General features: G+C 59.7%; 24 protein-coding genes. 17 read left to right on the top strand and 7 right to left on the bottom strand.

What is annotated here, in order from left to right; translation table 11 throughout:
* Positions 1-87: 87 nt before the first annotated feature.
* The 5 genes from Q1A52_RS08075 (at position 88) to Q1A52_RS08055 (ending at position 6,605) form a co-directional block, all read left to right on the top strand.
* Positions 88-2,484, top strand: a complete 2,397-nt coding sequence (locus Q1A52_RS08075) for a DUF2339 domain-containing protein (protein WP_300013306.1) — start codon at positions 88-90, stop codon at positions 2,482-2,484.
* A 184-nt stretch (positions 2,485-2,668) separates the two neighbouring features.
* Entirely contained in the window at positions 2,669-3,424 is a 756-nt protein-coding gene (locus tag Q1A52_RS08070) for an SDR family oxidoreductase (RefSeq protein ID WP_300013298.1), read from the top strand.
* 123 nt (positions 3,425-3,547) lie between these two features.
* Positions 3,548-4,240, top strand: coding sequence for a glutathione S-transferase family protein (locus Q1A52_RS08065; RefSeq protein WP_300013295.1), 693 nt, complete (start codon positions 3,548-3,550; stop codon positions 4,238-4,240).
* On the top strand, positions 4,241-5,614 hold the full coding sequence (locus tag Q1A52_RS08060; RefSeq protein ID WP_300013292.1) for an L-serine ammonia-lyase: 1,374 nt from the start codon (positions 4,241-4,243) through the stop codon (positions 5,612-5,614).
* A gap of 61 nt (positions 5,615-5,675) precedes the next feature.
* Positions 5,676-6,605 carry a DMT family transporter gene (locus Q1A52_RS08055; protein WP_300013289.1) on the top strand — a complete coding sequence of 310 codons (930 nt, stop codon included), beginning with the start codon at positions 5,676-5,678 and terminating at the stop codon, positions 6,603-6,605.
* Here Q1A52_RS08055 and Q1A52_RS08050 read toward each other — a convergent pair.
* Positions 6,511-7,230: a thiamine diphosphokinase gene (locus Q1A52_RS08050; RefSeq protein WP_300013286.1), complete on the bottom strand. Its 720-nt coding sequence runs from the start codon at positions 7,228-7,230 to the stop codon at positions 6,511-6,513. The two genes, Q1A52_RS08055 and Q1A52_RS08050, sit on opposite strands and share 95 nt — an antisense overlap.
* Before the next feature lie 138 nt (positions 7,231-7,368).
* Here Q1A52_RS08050 and Q1A52_RS08045 point away from each other — a divergent pair, with 138 nt between their 5' ends.
* Entirely contained in the window at positions 7,369-9,561 is a 2,193-nt protein-coding gene (locus Q1A52_RS08045) for a hypothetical protein (protein ID WP_300013284.1), read from the top strand.
* Between the two features lie 69 nt (positions 9,562-9,630).
* On the opposite strand, the gene Q1A52_RS08040 is transcribed toward Q1A52_RS08045, so the two are convergent.
* Both Q1A52_RS08040 and Q1A52_RS08035 read right to left on the bottom strand, forming a co-directional pair.
* Positions 9,631-9,855, bottom strand: a complete 225-nt coding sequence (locus Q1A52_RS08040) for a DUF2842 domain-containing protein (RefSeq protein WP_300013281.1) — start codon at positions 9,853-9,855, stop codon at positions 9,631-9,633.
* Between the two features lie 7 nt (positions 9,856-9,862).
* Positions 9,863-11,158 carry an adenylosuccinate synthase gene (locus Q1A52_RS08035; RefSeq protein WP_300013278.1) on the bottom strand — a complete coding sequence of 432 codons (1,296 nt, stop codon included), beginning with the start codon at positions 11,156-11,158 and terminating at the stop codon, positions 9,863-9,865.
* A gap of 177 nt (positions 11,159-11,335) precedes the next feature.
* Between Q1A52_RS08035 and Q1A52_RS08030 the strand changes: the two genes are divergently transcribed.
* Together Q1A52_RS08030 and Q1A52_RS08025 are read left to right on the top strand one after the other, a co-directional pair.
* Positions 11,336-11,731, top strand: a complete 396-nt coding sequence (locus tag Q1A52_RS08030; protein ID WP_300013275.1) for a DUF6524 family protein — start codon at positions 11,336-11,338, stop codon at positions 11,729-11,731.
* An 87-nt stretch (positions 11,732-11,818) separates the two neighbouring features.
* Positions 11,819-12,037 carry a hypothetical protein gene (locus Q1A52_RS08025; RefSeq protein ID WP_300013272.1) on the top strand — a complete coding sequence of 73 codons (219 nt, stop codon included), beginning with the start codon at positions 11,819-11,821 and terminating at the stop codon, positions 12,035-12,037.
* 16 nt (positions 12,038-12,053) lie between these two features.
* On the opposite strand, the gene Q1A52_RS08020 is transcribed toward Q1A52_RS08025, so the two are convergent.
* From Q1A52_RS08020 to nthA, 3 genes are read right to left on the bottom strand one after another with little or no spacing between them, the layout of a single operon-like run.
* On the bottom strand, positions 12,054-12,389 hold the full coding sequence (locus tag Q1A52_RS08020) for a nitrile hydratase accessory protein (RefSeq protein WP_300013269.1): 336 nt from the start codon (positions 12,387-12,389) through the stop codon (positions 12,054-12,056).
* A complete protein-coding gene (gene nthB, locus Q1A52_RS08015) occupies positions 12,386-13,057 on the bottom strand; it encodes a nitrile hydratase subunit beta (protein ID WP_300013265.1) in 672 nt (223 codons plus the stop codon). The genes Q1A52_RS08020 and nthB overlap by 4 nt, the downstream gene beginning before the upstream one ends.
* Positions 13,054-13,680, bottom strand: a complete 627-nt coding sequence (gene nthA / locus Q1A52_RS08010; protein WP_300013262.1) for a nitrile hydratase subunit alpha — start codon at positions 13,678-13,680, stop codon at positions 13,054-13,056. Before nthA ends, nthB begins: the two co-directional genes overlap by 4 nt.
* Before the next feature lie 323 nt (positions 13,681-14,003).
* Here nthA and secG point away from each other — a divergent pair, with 323 nt between their 5' ends.
* Entirely contained in the window at positions 14,004-14,369 is a 366-nt protein-coding gene (gene secG / locus Q1A52_RS08005; RefSeq protein WP_300013259.1) for a preprotein translocase subunit SecG, read from the top strand.
* Between the two features lie 172 nt (positions 14,370-14,541).
* Complete coding sequence (locus Q1A52_RS08000) at positions 14,542-16,188, top strand: CTP synthase (protein ID WP_300013256.1); 1,647 nt, start codon at positions 14,542-14,544, stop codon at positions 16,186-16,188.
* Positions 16,189-16,194: 6 nt separating this feature from the next.
* Here Q1A52_RS08000 and Q1A52_RS07995 read toward each other — a convergent pair whose 3' ends face one another.
* Positions 16,195-16,881 carry a hypothetical protein gene (locus Q1A52_RS07995; RefSeq protein ID WP_300013253.1) on the bottom strand — a complete coding sequence of 229 codons (687 nt, stop codon included), beginning with the start codon at positions 16,879-16,881 and terminating at the stop codon, positions 16,195-16,197.
* Between the two features lie 311 nt (positions 16,882-17,192).
* Between Q1A52_RS07995 and rlmJ the strand changes: the two genes are divergently transcribed.
* The 7 genes from rlmJ (at position 17,193) to Q1A52_RS07960 (ending at position 21,991) form a co-directional block, all read left to right on the top strand.
* A complete protein-coding gene (gene rlmJ / locus Q1A52_RS07990) occupies positions 17,193-17,981 on the top strand; it encodes a 23S rRNA (adenine(2030)-N(6))-methyltransferase RlmJ (protein ID WP_300013252.1) in 789 nt (262 codons plus the stop codon).
* Positions 17,982-18,024: 43 nt separating this feature from the next.
* The gene (locus tag Q1A52_RS07985) at positions 18,025-18,675 is read left to right on the top strand and encodes a hypothetical protein (RefSeq protein WP_299777732.1); all 651 of its coding nucleotides are present in this window, start codon (positions 18,025-18,027) and stop codon (positions 18,673-18,675) included.
* 6 nt (positions 18,676-18,681) lie between these two features.
* Complete coding sequence (locus Q1A52_RS07980) at positions 18,682-19,119, top strand: TerB family tellurite resistance protein (protein ID WP_300013250.1); 438 nt, start codon at positions 18,682-18,684, stop codon at positions 19,117-19,119.
* Between the two features lie 37 nt (positions 19,120-19,156).
* The gene (locus Q1A52_RS07975; RefSeq protein WP_300013247.1) at positions 19,157-19,597 is read left to right on the top strand and encodes a TerB family tellurite resistance protein; all 441 of its coding nucleotides are present in this window, start codon (positions 19,157-19,159) and stop codon (positions 19,595-19,597) included.
* Positions 19,594-20,334: a PhnD/SsuA/transferrin family substrate-binding protein gene (locus Q1A52_RS07970; RefSeq protein ID WP_300013245.1), complete on the top strand. Its 741-nt coding sequence runs from the start codon at positions 19,594-19,596 to the stop codon at positions 20,332-20,334. Before Q1A52_RS07975 ends, Q1A52_RS07970 begins: the two co-directional genes overlap by 4 nt.
* A 126-nt stretch (positions 20,335-20,460) precedes the next feature.
* On the top strand, positions 20,461-21,237 hold the full coding sequence (locus tag Q1A52_RS07965) for an ABC transporter ATP-binding protein (protein WP_300013243.1): 777 nt from the start codon (positions 20,461-20,463) through the stop codon (positions 21,235-21,237).
* Positions 21,238-21,265: 28 nt separating this feature from the next.
* Positions 21,266-21,991, top strand: a complete 726-nt coding sequence (locus Q1A52_RS07960) for a transporter substrate-binding domain-containing protein (RefSeq protein ID WP_299777738.1) — start codon at positions 21,266-21,268, stop codon at positions 21,989-21,991.
* Positions 21,992-22,042 lie beyond the last annotated feature (51 nt).

Raw genomic sequence — 22,042 nt, 5'->3', positions numbered from 1 at the left:
GCAACGCCAGAGACACCTGACACGAAAACGCCAGAAGAAACCCCGACGGACGCAGAGCTGCAGCCGCGCAAAACGGTTGTTCTGAACATGGGAAATTTACAGCGGCTGATCGGATGGATCACACAGAACTGGTTCTACGCCGTCTCTGCAGTATCCCTTGCGCTGGCCGGGATTTTTCTGGTGCTCTACGGTGTCGAACAAGGTCTTTTGCCGCCCTCCGTGCGCGTCATGGGGGCGCTCGTCTTCGGGATCGCCCTTGTTGCCGCCGGTGAATACATCCGTCGGACATACGGCGACTCAGAAAACAGCAGCACGGCCTATCTGCCATCGACCTTCTCTGGCGCCGGGATCGTGACGCTCTTTGGTGCCGTGGCTGCCGCGCGGTTGCTCTATGGGTTCATCGGGTCGGAAATTGCTCTCGCAGGTCTCGCATTGGTGGGCGCGTTGGCAATGATCCTGGGATGGTTTTATGGACCTTTGCTGGCTGCGGTCGGCGTGATCGGGGCCATGGCGGCGCCATTCATCATCGACGGGGCCTCTGACGATCCATCCTGGCTTCTGATCTACTTCGCCATTGTCACCATGGTGGGGCTGGCCATCGATACCCTGCGTCGGTGGGCGTGGGTTTCCGTCATTTCGCTGGCCATGGGCTATGGCGCAGGCCAGTTGTTGACGCTCGGGGCGGGTTGGCGCACGGAGCCATTTTTCGTCCTCTATTGCGCCCTGCTGGTGATAGTAGCCATCGCCATTCCCGCGCGCAGACTGCTGCCCGATCACGCCGGGACACCTTTGAGCCTCGGACTGTTTGCCCCCGACAAGGATCAACCCTGGCCAGAGTTCCCGACCCGGCTCGTAGGAGGCGCTGTGCTTGCGGCGAGCGGTTTGATCCTGTTGACAGTTTTTGGAACCGCCCGCGCAGATCTGTTCTGGACGGCTATCGTAGTCCTGACGGCGCTGGCTGTGGCCCTGTTGACCTGGGCGCGCAATGCCACGGCGCTGACCGAACTTGCGGTCCTTCCCGCCGTAAGCGTTATTGCGCTGGTCGCGGGCGCCCACCGGATTTGGGCCGTGCAGGAACGCGCCGCGACACAACCCGGTGCAAATATGACCCTGATGCCGAGTGCGCTCGTCGCAATCGGTCTGGTACTGTCCATCGTGGCCGCATGGCATTCTTTACGCGGCGGATCGGTTAAACTCCTCGTGGCAGCGGCGGCTGCGCTCTTTGCACCGGCAATGGCCATTGCAATCGAAGCATTCTGGAGCCCTGTTGAAACGCTTGGCCCCTACCCATGGGCCCTGCATGCCATGGCCATCGCAGGTGTCATGGTCGTCATGGCGGAACGTTTCGCCCGCGCGGACGGACCAGACGACAAACGGCGTGTTTCATTCGCGGTTCTTGCCGCACTGGCCTGTGTGGCCTTCGGGGTGACCATCCTTCTGACCTCTGCAGCACTGACCACAGCCTTCGCGGTTACCATCGTCGCAGCGGCATGGCTCGATCGGCAGTTCAATCTGCCGCTTATGGGGTTGTACATTTTGGCGGGCATTGCCACCGTGGGATACCGGTTGGTGGTCGATCCCGGCCTGATCTGGGCCATCGAGGCGCCCCTGCCCGCAATGCTCCTGTCACACGGGGGCGCCGCGCTGAGCTTTGCCCTCTCCTGGTTCATGGCAAGGGCTGCGAACCGACCACGCAGCCCTATCCTGCTGGAAAGTGCCGCGTTTTCCGCAGTTGGCCTTCTGATATCGCTGTTGCTACACCGAGCCATTTTACAATGGAGCAGCGCACCGGACACGTTGAGCCATTGGTCACTGGGCATCGGGGCAACCACATGGATTATCCTCGGGATGGCCCAGGTGGACAGGATGCAAATAGGTGGCCCACTCTCGGTACTGCGGTTAATCCTGAGCGTGGCCTTCCTGTCTTTCGGCGCTGTGCAGCTTGCGCTTGCTGTTTCGCTTTTCAACCCGCTCGTTGAGGTCTTTGGCACCCCAGTTCTGGGCCCCGTCGTTTTCAACACATTGATCCCGGCCTATCTGCTGCCTGCCCTGCTTCTTGCTTTTGGCGCCCTGCGTTTGCGCAATCTGGCGCGAAGCATCCGGATCGGGTTTGCCGTGGCATCTGGGGCACTGGCCAGCCTCTGGCTGGGATTGACAATCCGGCATTTCTGGCGCGACACCGAAAGTATGCATCTGCCAGAGATCGGACAGGCAGAACTCTATAGTTACACCGTCGCGCTTTTGCTGATTGGTGCTGGCATTTTCTACCAGTCATTGGCCCGCCCAAATGCCGCCTTGCGCAAGGCCGGACTGATTGTGATCGGCTTGGCAGTCGCAAAGGTGTTCATGGTGGATATCGGCGGCCTTGGCGGGCTGATCCGCGTATTTTCCCTGCTCTTCCTCGGGCTGGCGCTGGCCGGACTTGCCTGGCTCAACAGATGGGCCGCCGGACGGGATGACGCAGAGCAAGGACAAGGCGACTAAAGAAACGCGTGGCAGCGTCCCGCATCTCCTTCACAAACCCTCTGGACAGGTCACTCCCGTCACCTGTCACCGACCCGCATCCTGCGCATTGAGGCATTGTAGCATTCTAGGCGCAGGAAACGGATCGCTCCCCGTCACACGCAGACTGTATCCGCAGGGCATTCACAAACAGGAGTGCGACGTGATGGAATTACGCGGAAAGACAATCATCGTGACAGGGGCCAGCAGCGGGATAGGAGCCGCCGCAGCTTTGCTCTTTGCATCAGAGGGCGCGAATGTCGTCCTTGGCGCCCGTCGAAAGGAAGAGCTTGAGCATCTGGTTGGTCAGATCGTGCAGAGCAATGGCAAGGCCACCTGTCTGGCCGGGGACGTGACGGATGAGGGATATGCCAAGTCCCTTATGGATTTTGCCCGCGACCAATTCGGGACGGTGGACGGCGCCTTCAACAACGCGGGCACAATGGGGCAGATGGGCCCCGTCGGGCAGATGGAAACGGCCACTTGGGACAGGGTTATCGCGACGAACCTTACCAGCGCCTTTTACGCGGCCAGGGCACAGGTTCCCTTCTTTGCGGAAAAGGGCGGTGGCTCCATCGTATTCACCAGTTCATTCGTGGGCTACAGCAATGGCGGCATGCCCGGCATGGCGGCATATGCGGCGTCCAAAGCGGGCATGATCGGCCTCGCACAGTCGCTTGCGGCAGAACATGCAAGTGACGGCGTGCGGGTCAACGCCATTCTCCCCGGCGGCACGAAAACAGCAATGGCGGGCGACGATCCCGACACACATGACTTTGTCGCCAACCTGCACCCGATCAAGCGGCTGGCAGATCCACGAGAAATTGCACAATCCGCCCTCTACCTGTTGTCCGACCGGGCCAGCTTTGTGACGGGGACACCACTGATTGTGGACGGTGGTATGTCGGTTCGGCTGCTCTAACCCGATGCCGCCGGCTGGCAATCGGTCGGCGGCGTGACCGGGACCACGCTCTTTATGCTTCAAATTTCAAAAATGGGTCGTTTTCTGCCGCTCTGACCGCTGTATTTTGTACTAGCTGGACGTATGACATCGGAACCCTACACCCTGCACTATGCGCCAGATAACGCATCACTTGTCATCCGTCTGGCTTTGGAAGAACTGGACGTGCCCTATCGCACGCATCTGGTGGACCGCAGCATCAAGGCGCAGCGCGCACCAGAGCATCTGGCGCTCCACCCCGGCGGGTTGATCCCGGTACTGGAAACACCACAGGGTCCGATATTCGAAACTGGCGCTATTCTGCTCTGGCTTGCGGATCAGCATGGCAGGTTGGCCCCCGGACCGACCGCCACAGGCCGCGCGGACATGCTCAAATGGCTGTTCTACCTCTCCAATACCCTGCACGCCACGCTGCGGGTATTTTTCTATCCGTCGGCTTACGCAGGCTCGGATCTCCAAGACCAACGCCGTCTACAGGATCGGACGCGCAGCCATATCCTGCGCCATCTTGCAGTGCTTGACACGCATTGGCCAGCGCGCGAAACACCCTCGATCCTCGATCTGTACCTCGCCCCCATGCTGCGCTGGCTGCAGCTTTATCCTCGGGACAGCAACCACGACTGGTTTGACCTTTCCGCCTTCCCTGCCCTACACCGGATGACAACGACGCTGGAGCTGCGCGCAAGTGTGCAAGCAGCTCAAGCCGCAGAAGGTCTCGGCCCGACACCCTTTACCGCGCCACAGGCGCCACACCCTCCGGAAGGAAGCGCCCTTTAGATGTTCTTATCGGTTTTCGACATGTTCAAAGTGGGTATCGGTCCGTCGTCCTCGCATACGATGGGGCCGATGGTGGCTGCTGCACGTTTTCTCGATCTGATGCGCGCCTCTCCCTTTGCCTTTCACGGGCTGCGGGCCTCTTTGCACGGCTCGCTCGCCTTCACGGGCGTGGGGCACGCAACGGACCGCGCCACGATCCTTGGACTGGCCGGGTTCGTGCCGGATACCTATGACCGGGAGAAAGCGGATCTCGCGCTGGCGAAGATCAAGGCCAAGCGCACGATTCACCCGGACGGGCTGGGCACACTGTCCTTTGATCCGGCAACCGATCTGATTTTCGACTTCGACACCATTCTCGAGGGTCACGCCAACGGCATGATACTCATGGCCACGGATGCGCAGGGCGATGTGACCCTGCGCGAAACCTACTATTCCATCGGTGGTGGTTTCGTGATGACCGAAGCGGAACTGGCGGCGGGCAAGGACACCGATGAAGGTGCGCCCGTTCCTTTTCCTTTCAAAACAGCAGCACAAATGCTTGAGATGTCCACAGCTTCAGGCCGCTCAATTGCCGAAATGAAACGATCTAACGAATCTGCGCGGGGCGGTGTGGAGAACCTTAAAACCGGCACCAGGCGGCTTTGGCAAGTCATGAACGATTGCATCGACCGTGGCCTGACCTCCGAAGGCGTCCTGCCCGGTGGCCTGTCCGTCAAGCGACGCGCCAAGGGCATCCATGACAAGCTGATGCAGGAGCGGGGCATGAACCTCACGCCGCCGCACACGATCAATGACTGGATGAGCGTCTACGCCATGGCGGTCAACGAAGAGAACGCTGCCGGTGGGCGGGTCGTCACGGCCCCGACAAATGGCGCCGCAGGTGTGCTGCCCGCGACCCTGCGATACTATCTGGACCACGTGCCCGGCGCGTCCGAGGCCCATGTCGAGGATTTCCTGCTGACCGCCGCCGCCATTGGCGGGTTGGTGAAATACAATGCGTCCATTTCCGGTGCAGAAGCAGGCTGTCAGGCCGAGGTCGGCTCTGCTGCCGCAATGGCTGCTGCCGGTTTGTGCGCGGTGATGGGGGGCACACCGCAGCAGGTGGAGAATGCTGCCGAGATTGCGCTTGAACATCACCTCGGCATGACCTGCGACCCGGTCAAAGGCCTTGTGCAGGTGCCCTGCATTGAGCGTAACGGGCTCGGCGCGATCAAGGCCGTTTCCGCCGCCTCGCTGGCGTTGCGGGGGGACGGCACCCACCTGGTGCCACTGGACGCCTGCATCGAGACAATGCGCCAGACCGGTGCGGACATGTCAGAGAAGTACAAGGAGACATCGCTCGGTGGTTTGGCCGTCAACGTGCCAAACTGCTAAAAGTTGAACGCCCGCCCAAGCATTTCTTGCATTGATTGAGGGGCACATCTAGGTTCGTCCAATGAATCCTGACCGCCCCCTTCTTGGTATCATGCTCATGTTAGGATTTTGCATCCTGGCACCGGTGGGCGATGCCATTGCGAAGATTCTCGGAGAGACCGTGCCCGTCGGTCAGCTCGTTCTCGTGCGGTTCGCGGTTCAGGCCCTTTTGCTCATTCCGCTTGTACTGATCACCGGACGCAAGTGGCGCATGCGGGGACGTATTCTCACCCTCACCTTCGTGCGCACACTCCTGCATATCTTTGGGATTGGCGCGATGGTCACGGCCCTCAAGTATCTGCCCTTGGCCGACGCCGTCGCCATCGCTTTCGTGATGCCGTTCATCATGTTGATCCTCGGCAAGTACTTCCTGAAGGAAGAAGTAGGCTCGCGTCGCCTGATCGCCTGCCTTGTCGGCTTCCTCGGGACCTTGCTGGTTGTGCAGCCCAGCTTCAATGAAGTCGGCTGGCCTGCACTCCTGCCGGTAGTTGTTGCGATCAACTTTGCGTTCTTCATGCTACTGACGCGACAGATCGCCCGCGAAACCGACCCCATCGGCCTGCAGTCGGTCAGCGGCGTTATGGCAGTGGCTGTCATGGTGCCTGTCCTGCTGATGTTTCAGGGCAGTGACATCTGGAATCTGCAATTCATTTCTATCGACACGTACAACTGGACCCTGCTGCTCAGCATCGGATTGCTGGGAACGATCGCACATTTGTTGATGACCTGGTCACTGCGCTATGCGCCCTCGGCCACACTGGCACCCATGCAATATCTTGAAATCCCCTTCGCCACGATCATCGGCTTTATCGTTTTTGGCGATCTGCCCAACAACCTTGCAGCGGTGGGCATCCTGATCACGATTGCAGCGGGTCTCTATGTAGTCCTGCGCGAGCGGGCCACCGCGCGGACGCCGGCTGCGCCGCCAAACTCTCCGCAACCGCTGCCATAAATCGACGCGGCAGAATGCACAGCATCGCCGGTTGATCCATTTCCAGATGCAAATCACCCGTTGCCCGGTTGGACGTGCCGGACATCCCGTCCGGCGCGAAGCTCAATCCGTCAATGGGCCATTCCAACCCGGTGGATCGCCCCATTACAGGCCCCATTGGAAACAATGAGACCCGCGTTCCCGCAGCCATTGGCAGATCAAACCGGCGTGGGCAGACAAAGATGATGTCCTCCGCGCCGAGCATCAGGCAAGGCACATCGGGCCGCATCAGCAGCGTGTGCAACGCAGCCAATTGGTGATCGATGCGCAATCCGGAAAATCCGACGGCAATCACCAGCGGCGCAGAGATATTGCGCAGCGCCTTATCAAAATCCGTGCTCATCTGTTCCGGGATTTTATGCTGAATATCAACAGGAAGCCGGGATTGCGCCGCCGCTGATATGGAATCCATATCTCCAATGACCGCGGTCAGTTCGACGCCAGCGGCCAGCGCTGTATCCGCTCCGCTATCGGCAGCCACACAGGTCGGTGCCAACGCCAACGCCGCTTGCAAATCGCCCTCTCCGACCGCGCCGCCACCGACCAGCGTGACTGGATGCAATTTGTCTACAATTTTATTATTCACTGAAGTTTAATGTCCTTTTTGGAAACAGAACACAATCTCGCCACGAAATGATACGGTAATGAGCACAGATTCGCGCCGGTTTGGACTTTCCCCATATGGTAAACAGTTTGTTGAAATCACGCAGAGGACGAGCATCCGATGATGAATAACAACAAGATTTTGACAGTCTCTTATGGGACGTTTTCCTGCACGCTGGAAGGGTTCGACGACTCCTTCGACACGATGAAAGCCATTGCCGAGTATTTCCGCGACCTTGCGTCTGATGACCGGTATTTTGGCGCAGAGCCCCCACAGCCGGATGCCGAGATGCTCGCTCGGATTGCGGAACGTGAAGTGGCGCGGCGCGTGGAAGCGCGTGAAAACGACGGGCGTATTCTGCTGAAAGCGCATGATGATGAGGTGCAGCCGACCGCAAAGGCCGAGGCTCCCGCAGCTGCGGCTGCCGTCGCTGCTGCGGACCTCGCGGAGCCTCAAGAAGTGGCACCGGAAACGGCCCAGGAGACAGCATCTGAAGCAGAGACCGAGGCTGATGAACCAGAAGCCGTTGCTGAGCCTGTAGAAGAGGCAACTGAGGTCTTTGAGGCTGATGCTGATGCTGATGCTGATGAAGAATCTGCGGCTGAGGGCGAAAATAGTCTTGAAAACGCACTGGTGGAAGAGAGCGACGCAACCCCGGCAGACATCGAGACAACGTCTGACCTAGGGACTGCGGAGATCACAGACCCTGAAGTTGAGCCTGTCGCGGAGCCCATTGAGGCTGTTGAACGTCAAGAAAAATCACCTGAGATGGATTTCGTTGCGGAAGACACCAGCGCACAGCAAGCCTTCGATGAAGAAGTGCTGGAGCAGGATGTCGCTCTGAACGCGGAGGCATTTTTTGCTGACAGCCCGGCACCTTCGGACATCGATCCGGAGATCGAGGCAGAGATGGAGGTTCCATCGGAGTTTACCGCCTTCGAACCGGTGACCTCTTTTGAAGCCCCGGACACCGCCTCCGAAGCGGCTGCCGAAACTATCGCCGCTAAACTGCAACGCATTCGCGAAGTCGTGTCCCAGCAGGACGACGAGGCGTATGACGAGGAAGAGACATCTCCTTCAGATGAACCTGTCGATATCCTCGACATGCCTTTCGACGAGGCTGTTCAATCGCCGGAAGAGCACGCTGCTGAAGATACGACCGAAGAGGTCAACGCGGCATTGAACGAAGCGGCGCAGGATATCGAGGAAGCATTCGAGGTTGACGATCAGATTGCGTCGGAAACCGAAGACGCGCCGGAGGAAGAAGATGATCTTTCTGCCGTGTTGAGCCGTCTCGAGGCGGATCATGACGACGGCGAAGACAGCCTGTTGGGCACCGATGATGAGGAAGTTACGGCGCAAGACGCAGCGGAAAACCTCTTTGGAGATTCCGCTGAGACTGTGGAAGACGCGCAGGGCGAACGGCAGGAAGCTACCGAGGTGAAAGGCCGCGTGCTCAAAGTGGACCGTGCCGATCTGGAAGCTGCCCTTGAGGCCGGTGATCTGGAAGAATTTGACGGCGCGGACGCGGCAACACTTTCCGACGAGGAAGAGGCTGACTTGCAGCGCGAGCTTGATGCCGTGACAGCCGAAACTGACCAGCCGCAGGAAGACAAACCGGCAGCGCGTGACACCCTGCCCGCCATCGATTCCGGTACAGCAGAGGACGTTTCCCGCCTGATGGCCGAGGCCGATCAGCAGATGGAAGAGCCGGAAGGCGCAACGCGTCGCAGCGCGTTTGCCCATCTTCGCGCAGCGGTTGCCGCACGTTTTGCTGATAAAACAATGACCAAGGAAGAAACAGAGGAAGAAAATACCAAAGCGTACCGGAGCGATCTGGCGCAGGTCGTTAAGCCGCGTCGCCCAGTTGCTTCCGGCAATCGGACAGAGCGCCCGGCCGAGCCACGCCCGACGCCACTGAAACTGGTGGCCGAGCAGCGGATAGATGAAAACCTCACCGGTGCGGATCCCGTAACCCCTCGTCGCGTCGCTGCGACGCTGGAAGACGATATGGAGTTTGCCGAAGACACAGGTTTTGCCGAGTTCGCTGAACAGATGGGCGCAACCAAGCTGCCCGAAGTGCTGGAAGCTGCTGCTGCCTACCTCTCCTATGTGGAAGGTCACGATCAGTTCTCGCGCCCGCAGCTGATGACTCGCGTGCGTCAGGCAGATTGCGGTGAGTTCAGCCGTGAAGACGGGCTACGCTCTTTCGGTCAACTCTTGCGTGCAGGCAAGATCGAAAAAATCAAGGGCGGGCGCTTTGCGGCCTCCGATGCCATCGGGTTCAAACCGGATGAGCGCGCCGCAGGTTAAACTTATGAAAACGACACAAAAGGCAGGCCATTTTGGCTTGCCTTTTTGCATCTCGGATTCACATACAACTTAGCTGTCTGGCTTGTCCGGATCGGCTTGGCCGATGCCCTTGAAAATGAACTTGAACGGCAACGCCCAGACGACACCCAGCACGACATAGACCAGTAGTTCCACCAGGATCGACGGGCGATCCATGGAATTGATCACCGAAATAGCCACGACGATGTAGAGCGGCAGCCCCACCAGCAGGATCAGCAGGGACAGGCGGCGACGGGCTTTGTGGCTGATGGGCATGCTTGTCTCAATCGGCAAAAGGGTCCGTGACGAGGATGGTATCTTCGCGTTCCGGTGACGTAGAAAGTAGCGCGACCGGGCAGTTGATCAACTCCTCAACCCGCCGCACATATTTGATCGCGTTTGCGGGTAGCTCCGCCCAGCTGCGCGCGCCTTCCGTGGACTCCGACCAACCGGGCATTTCTTCGTAAATCGGGGTGCAGCGCGCCTGATGATCCGCCGCGGTGGGCAGGTAGTCCATGCGCACGCCGTCCAGGTCATATCCAACGCATATCTTCAACGTCTCGAACCCGTCCAGCACGTCCAGCTTGGTGAACGCGATCCCGTTCACGCCGGAGGTGGCACAGGTTTGACGCACCAGCACCGCGTCAAACCAGCCACAGCGCCGCTTGCGCCCCGTGACGGTGCCGAACTCGCGCCCGCGCTCACCCAACCGCTGACCATCGTCATCGTCCAGTTCCGTCGGGAAAGGACCCTCGCCGACCCGCGTTGTATAGGCTTTCACGATACCAAGCACGTAGTTGATCGACCCAGGGCCGATCCCGACGCCGGTCGCCGCCTGCCCCGCGATCACATTGGAGGATGTCACAAAAGGGTAGGTGCCGAAATCGATATCAAGCAAGGCGCCTTGCGCCCCTTCAAAAAGGATGCGTTTGCCCGCTTTGCGTTTGTCGTTCAGCACCTTCCACACTGGTGCCGCATATTGCAGGATCTCGGGTGCGATCTCGCGCAGCTGCGCCAGCAGCGCGTCGCGGTCCACGGGCTCGATGCCCAGGCCGCGGCGCAACGGGTCATGGTGTTGCAACGCCCGGTCCACACGCGCCTCCAGCGTCGCAGGATCCGCAAGATCCGCCACACGCACGGACCGCCGCCCCACCTTGTCCTCATAGGCCGGGCCGATGCCGCGCCCGGTGGTGCCGATCTTGGTACCTTTGCTTGCCGCCTCCTCGCGGGCGCGGTCGAGCTCACCATGGATGGGCAGGATCAGCGGCGTATTCTCCGCAATCATCAGGGTTTCGGGCGTGATTTCAACACCTTGCCCTTGGATCGTTTCGATCTCTTTCAACAGATGCCAAGGGTCCAGCACCACACCATTGCCAATAACGGACAGTTTGCCACCGCGCACCACACCGGACGGCAACGCATTCAACTTGTAGACCTTGCCGTCGATCACCAGCGTGTGGCCCGCGTTGTGACCGCCCTGGAAACGCGCGATCACATCCGCCCGTTCGGAAAGCCAGTCCACGATCTTGCCTTTTCCCTCATCGCCCCATTGCGCGCCGACAACAACGACATTTGCCATGGCTGGTCCCCTTTGGTGTGTTTCAAACCCGCGCCGGTATAGCGGCAGAGCCCAAGGGGCGAAAGGGCAAAAGAGGCGCCCTCGTGGGCCGCCGAACGCCTGCATTGACCATGGACTTTGCGCCGTGGGCAGGGATAGTTCTGGGCCAAAGACAACAAGACCGAGGACCAGGCGACGATGGGATTTTTCACCCGATGGTTTTTTGCCTTCGCGCTATTGGCGCTGACCTTTAACCCGACGCAATACAACTACATCAATTGGGTCCGCGACTATGGCCATATGAACCTGTCGATCGCGGTGCTGCTCGCGCTCTTACTGGCGATCGGCTACATCATCTACCTGCGCGCCACGCTTCGTTCCATCGGGGCGGCAGGCATGATCCTCGTGCTTGCCGTGGTGAGCGCCTTGGTTTGGGTACTTTACGATCTGGGTATCCTGCGGCTCGACAACTCCAGCCTGAACGTCTGGTTGGGACTTGGGGCGCTCTCGCTGGTGCTGGGCATCGGGCTCAGCTGGAGCCACGTGCGCCGCGCGCTGTCTGGACAGTCGGATGTAGATGACATTGATGACTAGGGCGGCGTGCTCCGCCGACAAAGGCGCCAATGTGATTGGCGCATGTTAGGTCTCAGCGCTAAACTGATCGGCAAAGGAGATCAGCCGATGCCCCGCACACCTGACAAACCCGAAGATTTTCAGAAGTTTTACTATGCCAAAGTCGGCCTCGGCGAAGGCTGCGGGTGCGCGGAACGGGTCATTGACATGCATGAATTTGATCGCCTCGCAGGCAAGCCAAAACTCCACCTGCCGCGATTGCCCCAAAGAGGCGCGTGGCGGCGGTTTCTCAACAAGGCAGGGCTGACCTCGCGGCCCAAAACCTGACACCAAGTCCAGCATCTCACCGCTTTTCGGACATTTCCTGTTCGAGTGTCACCGGCGCGCCATGCGGTGTGCTGAGATAAGCCCGTTCCCAGGCATTTTTTATCTCCGCAACATCCCGGAGATCAGCCAAGTCCTTGCTGGCCAAGAACTGCTCCAGCGTCTCCAGCCATGCTGTGAAGTAATCATCCCCGCCATCGAGTTCCTTGCTCAGCCCATTCTTTTTCAACGTCGCGCCAAAATGGCTTGCCCATTCCGGCCAGTCAAAATGACCCGCTTCGTTCAGATGCACGGTCAGGGCAAAGACCTGCGCATGCCAGGGTTCGGTGAAAACGGGGTCCGGCGCGTCCGTCATGCCGGGGCCAGATAGCTTTGCCATAGATCGAGAACAACCTCGTCACGAGGATGTTCGGGATGCGCCCAAAGCTCTGACGCCGGGAAGGCCACCGCGTAAAGCGGTTCCGCCGCATCTCCCAGCCGGTGCGCGGAGCTGTCCGGCAGGATGTGCGTGCCATGATACCGCACGACGTGTCCCGTGGCCCCTGCGGCATAGCGGGGCAACCGCGTGTGTCCACCATCGACCAGGGCATTGGCGGCAAGGCGGCGGGTGCGCACGGCATCTCCGGGTTGAAACTCTGGCGCAACATCGCTGGGGCGGTCGGCAGGACCACCGGCGGCCAAAACGGCCGGAACGGCAGCAGCCTTGAGCGTTTTATCGGCGCTGGGGCTTGGCGCGGGCGCTTGGCCGGCCAGTTCCTCACGGCTCACCAGCTTGGCCTCAACCAGCAGATCCGCCAGGCCCGCCATCCACTTTTCGTAGTAGGAAAACCGCGTGTAATCCATCGGCGCCAGTCGTTCACGCGCATGTCGTGACACGTCGATGTTCCACGCCCCATGTGCGGCAGACGCCAAGGTGATGGCCAGAGCGCGCTTGTGCCAGTCGGCATGGAATACGGTACCCTCCTCTTCGGGGACCACCGGCCCGTCACCGTAGCGCCCGCCCATGTCGTGCGGGCGGCTCATGGTGCGGACCGCTCAACTGGCAACGCAAGCCCGGTGCCGATCATGCTGTCGCGCGTGACCATATCCATCAGCGCCGCCTCGTCCATGCCATCGCTGTCTGCGGGACGCTCGGGGACCACCAGATACCGTACCTCTGCCGTCGAATCCCAGACCCGAACGGCGGTGTCCTCTGGCAGCGTCACCCCGAAATCGGCCAGTACGGCGCGCGGTTCGCGGACGGCACGCGCGCGATAAGCATCGGATTTATACCACCCCGGCGGAATGCCCAAAAGCGGCCACGGGTAACAGCTGCACAGGGTACAGACGACCATATTGTGCACATTAGCTGTGTTCTCCACCGCCACCATATGTTCGCCCTGACGACCATAGTATCCCAGCTCGGAGACAACCGCCGTCGCATCCTCCAGCAATGCGGCCTTGAACGCAGGATCACGCCACGCGCGGGCCACGACATGGGCGCCATTACGCGGACCGATCTTGTTTTCATAAGTGTCGATGATGACGTCGAGCGCGGCTGGATCAATCAACCCCTTTTGGGTCAAAATCGTCTCCAAAGCCTTGACGCGCAGCGCCGGATCCGGCGGCAACAGGCTATGCGGGTGGTCGGGATCATCATGAGGCATGGCGTGACTTTGGCCCCAGCCTCCGGCCTTGTCCAGCGCTTACCCGCCGGACTTATCCACAGGCCGGATTTTCACGGCGATTTTTCCCGCAAAACGTGTTATGTATTTTTTACGAAGTGAGTCTGCAGCGCCTCAATTCCAGGATAACCCTCTTAAAAGGTGCGCATGTGAGAACAGCTTCAGCGGACCGTCGCCCGGCGGATTGATCAGGCGGCGGTTTCGGCTTGTGGTCTGGACCTGTCCTCCCGGCAATCCTCCCTTGCGGGGGGGGCCAAACTTGCCTAGATACCCCGAAGGCAAAACCGAAACGCATTGAGACATTCATGGAAAACGTCGTTCTGATCGTCCACCTCATTCTGGCGCTTAGCCTGATTGCCGTTGTGCTCATGCAGCGCTCCGAAGGCGGTGGGCTGGGCATGGGCGGCGGTGGCGGCGGTGCCATGTCGGGTCGGGCTGCCGCAACGGCGCTTGGCAAAGTGACTTGGTTGCTGGCGATTGCCTTCATCTGCACCTCGATCACGCTGACGATTTTTGCCGCCGAAAACGCTTCCGGTTCCTCCGTTGTGGATCGCCTCGGCGTGACCCCACCGGCTTTGAACGAACCCGCCTCCCCTGCGGTGCCGGAAGGTGATTTGCTGCTGCCCCCCACGCCGGGCGACAATGCGCCCCTGGTTCCGACTGCCGATTAACGCCTAACTACAACCCCTTGCGGATGCGAGATGTTTTGCAACATCATGTTGCGGCACGTCTTGCCATCTGCGCCCGAATCCTGTTAGCCTTAAGTCCCGTGGACCTGCGACTTTCGCAGCTCGCCTGGATCGGCTTTTTTGACCGTAAAGATGCACGGGAGCATATCAGACCATGGCACGTTATATCTTTATCACCGGTGGTGTGGTGTCCTCCCTCGGCAAGGGGCTCTCCTCGGCGGCTCTGGGGGCCTTATTGCAGGCGCGCGGCTTTTCGGTGCGGCTGCGCAAGCTCGATCCCTATCTGAACGTCGATCCCGGCACGATGTCGCCTTTTGAGCACGGCGAGGTTTTCGTGACCGACGATGGCGCGGAAACCGACCTCGACCTTGGTCACTACGAGCGCTTCACCGGCGTGCCCGCGCGCAATACCGATTCCGTTTCCTCCGGGCGTATCTATTCTACCGTGCTCGAAAAGGAACGGCGCGGCGATTATCTCGGCAAGACCATTCAGGTGGTGCCGCATGTCACAAACGAGATCAAAGCCTTTCTGGACGTGGGCGATGACGAGGTTGATTTCATGCTCTGCGAGATCGGCGGCACCGTGGGCGATATCGAAGGGCTCCCGTTCTTCGAGGCGATCCGCCAATATGCCCATGACAAACCCCGCGGGCAGTGCATCTTCATGCATCTGACGCTACTGCCCTATCTCGCGGCCTCGGGTGAGTTGAAGACTAAGCCGACCCAGCACTCGGTGAAAGAATTGCAATCCATCGGCATTGCCCCGGATATTCTGGTCTGCCGCTCCGAACATCCGATCCCGGAAAAGGAACGTGAGAAGATCGCGCTCTTCTGCAACGTGCGCAAGGAGGCCGTGGTGGCCGCCTATGATCTCAAAACGATCTATGACGCACCGCTGGCCTACCACGAACAAGGGCTGGATCAGGCGGTGCTGGATGCCTTCGACATCTCGCCTGCTCCGCGTCCCGATCTGACCGTCTGGCAGGATGTCTCCGACCGGGTGCATAACCCCGAAGGCGAGGTTAAAGTCGCCATCGTCGGCAAGTACACGCAGCTTGAAGATGCCTACAAATCCATTGCCGAAGCGCTGAGCCACGGCGGCATGGCCAATCGCGTGAAGGTCAAGGTGGAGTGGGTGGACGCGGAAGTCTTCGACCAGGCCGATGACGTCGCACCGCATCTCGAAGGGTTCCACGCGATCCTCGTGCCCGGCGGCTTTGGCGAGCGCGGCACCGAGGGCAAGATCAAGGCGGCGGAATTCGCCCGCACCCGCAAAGTACCTTACCTGGGCATTTGCCTTGGCATGCAGATGGCGGTGATCGAGGCGGCGCGCAACGTGGCCGACATCAAGACGGCGGGCTCAGAGGAATTCGACCACGAATCCGGGAAGAAGCGTTTTGAACCGGTAGTTTACCACCTAAAGGAATGGGTGCAGGGCAACGCCAAGGTCAGCCGCAAGGTCGAGGATGATAAGGGCGGCACCATGCGACTGGGCGCCTATGACGCGGTGCTGACCGATGGGTCAAAGGTGGCCGAGGTTTACGGCACCACCACCATCGACGAAAGGCATCGCCACCGCTACGAGGTGGACATCAAGTATCGGGACAAGCTGGAAAAGGCGGGCCTGTGTTTCTCAGGCATGTCCCCCGATGGCAAGCTGCCCGAAATCGTGGAATGGCCGGACCACCCGTGGTTCATCGGCGTGCAGTTCCATCCCGAGCTGAAGTCGAAACCTTTCGATCCGCACCCATTATTTAAGGATTTTGTGCGGGCGGCCAAGGATATCAGCCGCCTCGTCTGAAATCGGTCAGGCCGCACCCAAAACGCGTCGCCTGACAGCGGCAAAGCCTAAACCGGCAAGCCCCACCAGAAGCAGCCACCCATTGGCCGGGAGCGGAACGGGTGTGATCTCGTTGTTAGTACCGGACGCTGCCCGTACGGAAGATGGCTCTACGACTGTGAAATAGTTGATCGCATCGAAGTAGAACAACGCCACGTCGTCCTTTTCCTGAAGAGAGCCGAATTCGTCCTTTGCGAACGTCAGTTGCACGGTATCGCCGACATTGGTCCCACCTGAAATCGACTGCGTCAGCCCCAGCATGATGGTAAAGGCCGCTTCAGAAAACGTGCCGAAAAATTCGCCCTCAGCGCTCGCGCTGTTACAATCGAAACCGCCAACAGAACAAGATTCGCTCGTTGCCTGTGTTGCGTCACCATCCGGCCCCGATGTTCCTTTGGCTGAAAAATTGATCAGACTGCCGACCTCGAGCCCCCTCAATCCGTTGTCGAAACCCCAGATATTTTCATCATCCGACATGAAGGGCTTATCAAGAAGCACATCACCGGTGTCGTTGTGGAGAACCGTGGCGTCAGAAAAACCGTAGGACTCAAACCGCAATGTCAGGTCGTACTCAAACATCGATGCGGCCTGCGCAGATGTCGAGAAGACGCAAAGAGCAGCAATCAAGGGAAGGCGCATAGGAATAATACTCACATTTACCAGTCGAAAGTCAGAATGGCGCGTCAGGCAAAACGCCGACCGCTCGTTAATTATGGTTAACGAGCGTGGTGCGGATCGCCTAGGCATTCTGAATGGATAGGCGCGTTTCCGACCAAATAGACGGATATGCGCGTAAAGTTGCGCAACAGTTTAAATTTCTACCTGAGATTATTCTTGAAACGCGAACAATAAGTCTGCAGCGCCTTTCGTCAATCGACTCAGGCCGTACTAGACCAAAGGGACGGAATCCTCTTTCCCATGTGATTGGCGTTGCGCGCGCCGGGTCATACGTTACACCGGCCTTCATGCTGAGCTATCAACATATTTATCACGCAGGCAATCTCGCAGATGTTCACAAGCATGGCTTGCTGGCGTGGATATTGAACTATCTGACGGCGAAGGCCAAACCGCTCACCTACATCGAAACCCATGCGGGTCGGGCGCTTTATGATCTGCAGGATGCGGCAGCGATCAAGACTGGCGAGGCGGCGGCGGGCATTGGCAAGGTGGCGTCCTGGTTTGACGATACACATCCGCTGACCGAAGTGCTGACGGCGGCGCGCGCCACCCACGGTCCGCATAGCTATGCAGGTTCGCCATTGATTGCCGCGCATCTGCTGCGACCTGATGACAGGATGCATCTGGCTGAGCTGCACCCAGGTGAACACGCCGCCCTCGACTTCGCGCTCTCCAGCTTCCCGGCAAAATGCTACCAGCAGGACGGTTTTGAACTGGCCCATTCGCTGATCCCCCCGACCCCTCGGCGCGGTTTTATGCTGATCGACCCCAGCTACGAAATCAAAAGGGACTATGAGGATATCCCACGGCATATCGCCGGTTTCGCGCGAGCATGGAATGTCGGAATCATTTGCCTCTGGTATCCGATACTGACCGCCCAAAGCCATTTGCCAATGCTCACCACGCTAGAGAAAGCACACCCGGGGGCGTTCCGGCACGAGGTTCGATTTCCACCTGCCCGCAAAGGTCATGGCATGATCGGTTCGGGCATGTTCGTAATCAACCCGCCCTACGGGCTTGAGACTGAAGCCGCCCGTGTCTCGGACCGCTTCGCAACTCTTACCGTAGATAGATGATTGCCCTCTAGGCAGGCCCGCGATTGCGTGCCAAGATATGCTTATGCGCTTGAGCCTAACGCTGACGTTCCTGACCTTTGGCCATATGGCGGCGGCCTGTGAAACGCCTGTCTGTCTGGTTGATCCGGACGCTCTTGCACTGACCCGCATCATCACCTTTGAAGACACCCAGTCCAGCCGTGGCCCCGGCCATCTGGTAAAGGACCTCCTCGTTTTGGAGGGAGCGACCTTCGGAGAGCGGTTCGCAGGGCAGATCCTGGCACCCGAGGGGGATCATGACCAGTTTACCGGCATCGTCCTGCCGCCGCTGACGGTGGTCGCTGGCGAAGCAGGGCAAAACCTCTCCGTCGTGTTCCTGCAAGGTAACAACGTGCTCAACGGCTACGGCGTGGCCGGTTACCCAAAACGGCACGCGCAGGGCGAAGGTGCCATCGCCTTTCTCTTCGACGATGATCAATCCGCCCTGTCGTTTCAGCTGCGTGGGGGCGAGGCCGGATCGGCCAGTGCCGTCTTCTATCACCGCAGCGGACAGGAAATCATGCGCATGGACCTGCCGCCCGTTGGCGAGAACGCCTTTGGCTTCATACGCGCCACCGGCGACGCCGATATCGCAGGCGTCGTCATCACCAACACCGATCCGCAGGGTCTGGCATTGGACAACATCCGCTTTGGAAAGAACCCGGAACTCAGCTGACCCCATATGTTTGAACGCCTCTTCCCCCGCAGAAAACCCGACCCGAAACCGCTGCCGCAGCCCAATGCACAACTTGCCTTGGGGGCCCTGCTGGTACGCGTTGCAATGGCGGATCATAACTATCAGGCCTCGGAAGTCGGGCAGATTGACAAGATCCTGTCCGCCACCTTCGATCTCAAACCGCTGGAGGCGGCCAAGCTGCGGGCCACCTGCGAGGCCCTTGAGCGACATGCGCCCGGCACACCCGAGTTTGCCCAGATACTGCGAGACGAGGTGGCCTATGACGACCGCAAGGCGCTGGCTGATGCGATGTGGTCCGTCGCACTGGCGGATGGGGAGCGCGATTTGGATGAAGAGGTTCAACTGATGGCCATCGAAACGGCTCTTGGTCTGACCGACGAGGATATCGCCGCGGCCCGCCAAAATGCCCTGACGCCAAAGTGATATTGGCAGTTGGGCGAAACCTGACTATATCGCGCTTATGTTTGGAGAACTCTTAAAGCGCTTGACGCAGCCCGGCGACGACGCGCTCCCCGATGAGGATGCGCGGCTGGCCCTGACCGCCCTGTTGGTCCGTGTTGCACGGTCCGACAATGATTACAGTGCAGGTGAAAAAGACCGGATCGACCAGATCATTGCACAGCGCTACGGGCTTGGCCCCGGGGCCACCTCTGCCCTGCGCTCCGAGGCGGAAGCGCTTGAAGCCGAAGCCCCCGATACCGTGCGCTTCACCCGTGCCATCAAGGACGCGGTGCCCTACGAGGAACGGCGCGCCGTGGTGCAGGCGCTCTGGCAGGTGGTGTTGGCCGATGGGTCCCGCGCGCAGGAAGAAGACGCGCTTGTGCGCATGGTCACCAATTTCCTCGGGATCAGTGATCGCGATTCCGCCCTGGCACGTCAGGCGGTTGACGGCGGCGCATGACCGCCAGCCTGCCCATGTATGATGTAGCCAGCACGCGGGCGGCCAATGACAGGCTCTGGACCGACATCCGCGCCCGCTATGGCGCCGGCCCGTTGACGCTCGACCGTACCACCGACCCGCATAAGACATGGCAAGACCCTGATCTTGTGTTGTCACAGACCTGCGGCCTGCCCTATCGCAGCGAGCTGCACGGGCGCGTCCAGCTGGTCGGCACGCCGGACTATGGCGTGTGCGGCTGCCCGCCGGGGTACTACAACTCCGTCATTGTGGTGCGCAAAGAGGACCCGCGCAATGATCTCGCCGAATTTGAAGGCGCGCGACTGGCGCGCAATGACGTGCGGTCGCAATCCGGCTGGGCCGCAGTTGAGGGGCATCTTGCGGAAAACGATCTTGGGTTCAGTTTCAGCGGCAATGCGCTCGATACCGGCGGCCATGCCCTCTCCGCCGAGGCCGTGGCCGAGGGCCAGGCCGATCTTGCGTCCCTCGACGCTGTCACCTGGGCTTTGATTAAACGCGAAACTTCCCTTGCTCCGCGGCTGCGGGTGTTGCTCACCACGCGACCGACACCGGGGCTGCCGCTGATCACGGCGCGGGAACGCGATCCAGACACGCTTTTCACCTGCGTGCAATCAGCCATCTCAGCACTCAGCACCCATGATCGCGCCCGGCTTTTGCTAAAGGGAATTGTTGCCATTCCGGCAACAGACTACCTGGCCGAACCGCTGCCCCCAGCGTGAAAGCAGGGTGTCCAGCCCAAAAATGTGCATTCTGACCTAGCGGAAACCATTGTTTACCGCTTTCCACGTTGCAAAAGTCGAGATTTTAACCCCTTATACCGCCTTGAATCATCACGAGGCTTCACGTTGACTGCTGCGCAACCGGTTATCGAAATCACCAATCTGCACAAGGCTTATGGTGCGCTGGAAGTGCTCAAGGGTGTTAGCATCACGGCGCAGAAGGGCCACGTGATCTCTCTGATCGGATCGTCTGGGTCCGGCAAGTCCACCTTGCTGCGTTGCTGCAACCTTCTGGAGGACAGCCAGGAGGGTGAGATCAGGTTCAAAGGCGAACCGGTCACCTGGAAAGGATCGGGCCACGGACGCCGCCCGGCAGATGCGGCCCAGGTGCTGCGGATACGCACGAACCTGTCGATGGTGTTCCAGCAGTTCAATCTCTGGGCGCATATGTCGATCCTGCAGAATGTGATGGAAGCGCCGCTGACCGTCCTGCGGCGGGACCGGGACGAGGTGGAAGAGGCCGCGCGTGGTTATCTTGCCAAGGTTGGCATTGGCGACAAATGCGACGTCTACCCCGCACAGCTGTCCGGCGGGCAGCAGCAGCGCGCGGCCATTGCGCGCGGGCTCTGCATGGAGCCCGAGGCGCTGCTCTTTGACGAACCCACCTCTGCGCTTGATCCGGAGCTGGAGCAGGAGGTGGTCCGGGTGATCAAGGATCTGGCCGCCGAAGGCCGCACCATGATCATCGTCACACATGATATGAAACTGGCTGCTGATGTATCGGACCACGTGGTCTTCCTGCATCAGGGGCTGATCGAAGAACAAGGGCCACCAGAGACACTCTTTGGTGCGCCCAAATCCGAACGATTGCGCGGGTTCCTATCGGCAACCCACGCAGCGTAACCCAAATAAAAAACAAGGGAGTAACAAGATGAAAAACCTTATCCTCACGACTGCTGTGCTGGCCCTCTCAGCTGGCATGGTGATGGCCGACGGCCATGGCAAAACCATCCGTCTGGGCACGGAAGGTGCCTACCCTCCGTACAACTTTCTCAATGACGCTGGCGAGGTTGCAGGCTTCGAGCGTGACCTTGGCGATGAGCTGTGCAAACGGGCAGAACTGACCTGCGAATGGGTCACCAACGAATGGGACAGCATCATCCCCAACCTCGTCTCCGGCAACTACGATGTCATCATCGCGGGCATGTCGATCACCGATGAGCGGGATGAAGTGATTGATTTCACACAGAATTACACGCTGCCCGATCCGTCGGCCTACATCGCCACTTCCGAAGATGCTGATCTGAAGGGTGGTGTTCTGGCCGCGCAGACCAATACCATTCAGGCTGCATTCATCGCGGAAAGCGGTGCGACACTGGTTGAGTTCGCAACGCCTGAAGAAACCATCGCCGCAGTCAAGAATGGCGAAGCTGACGCCGTTCTGGCGGACAAGGCCTTCCTCACACCCATTGCAGAGTCAGATGCAGATCTGATCATGCTAGAGCAGGAAGAGCTGCTGGGTGGCGGTATCGGCCTGGGTCTGCGGGAAAGTGACGGCGAGTTGAAAGAGAAATTCAACGCCGCCATCGCGACGATGAAAGAAGACGGATCCCTGAACGAATTGCTCACCAAGTGGGAAATTTCCGGGCAGTTCTGATCTGATACCAGGGGGCGGCAAGGTGCTGCCCCCTGATTTTTCAAGAGGTCA

The organism is uncultured Roseobacter sp. (assembly GCF_947488185.1).
Classification (GTDB): domain Bacteria; phylum Pseudomonadota; class Alphaproteobacteria; order Rhodobacterales; family Rhodobacteraceae; genus Roseobacter.
The sequence above is the reverse complement of the archived record's forward strand: the minus strand, read 5'-3'. Positions and strand labels throughout refer to the sequence as shown.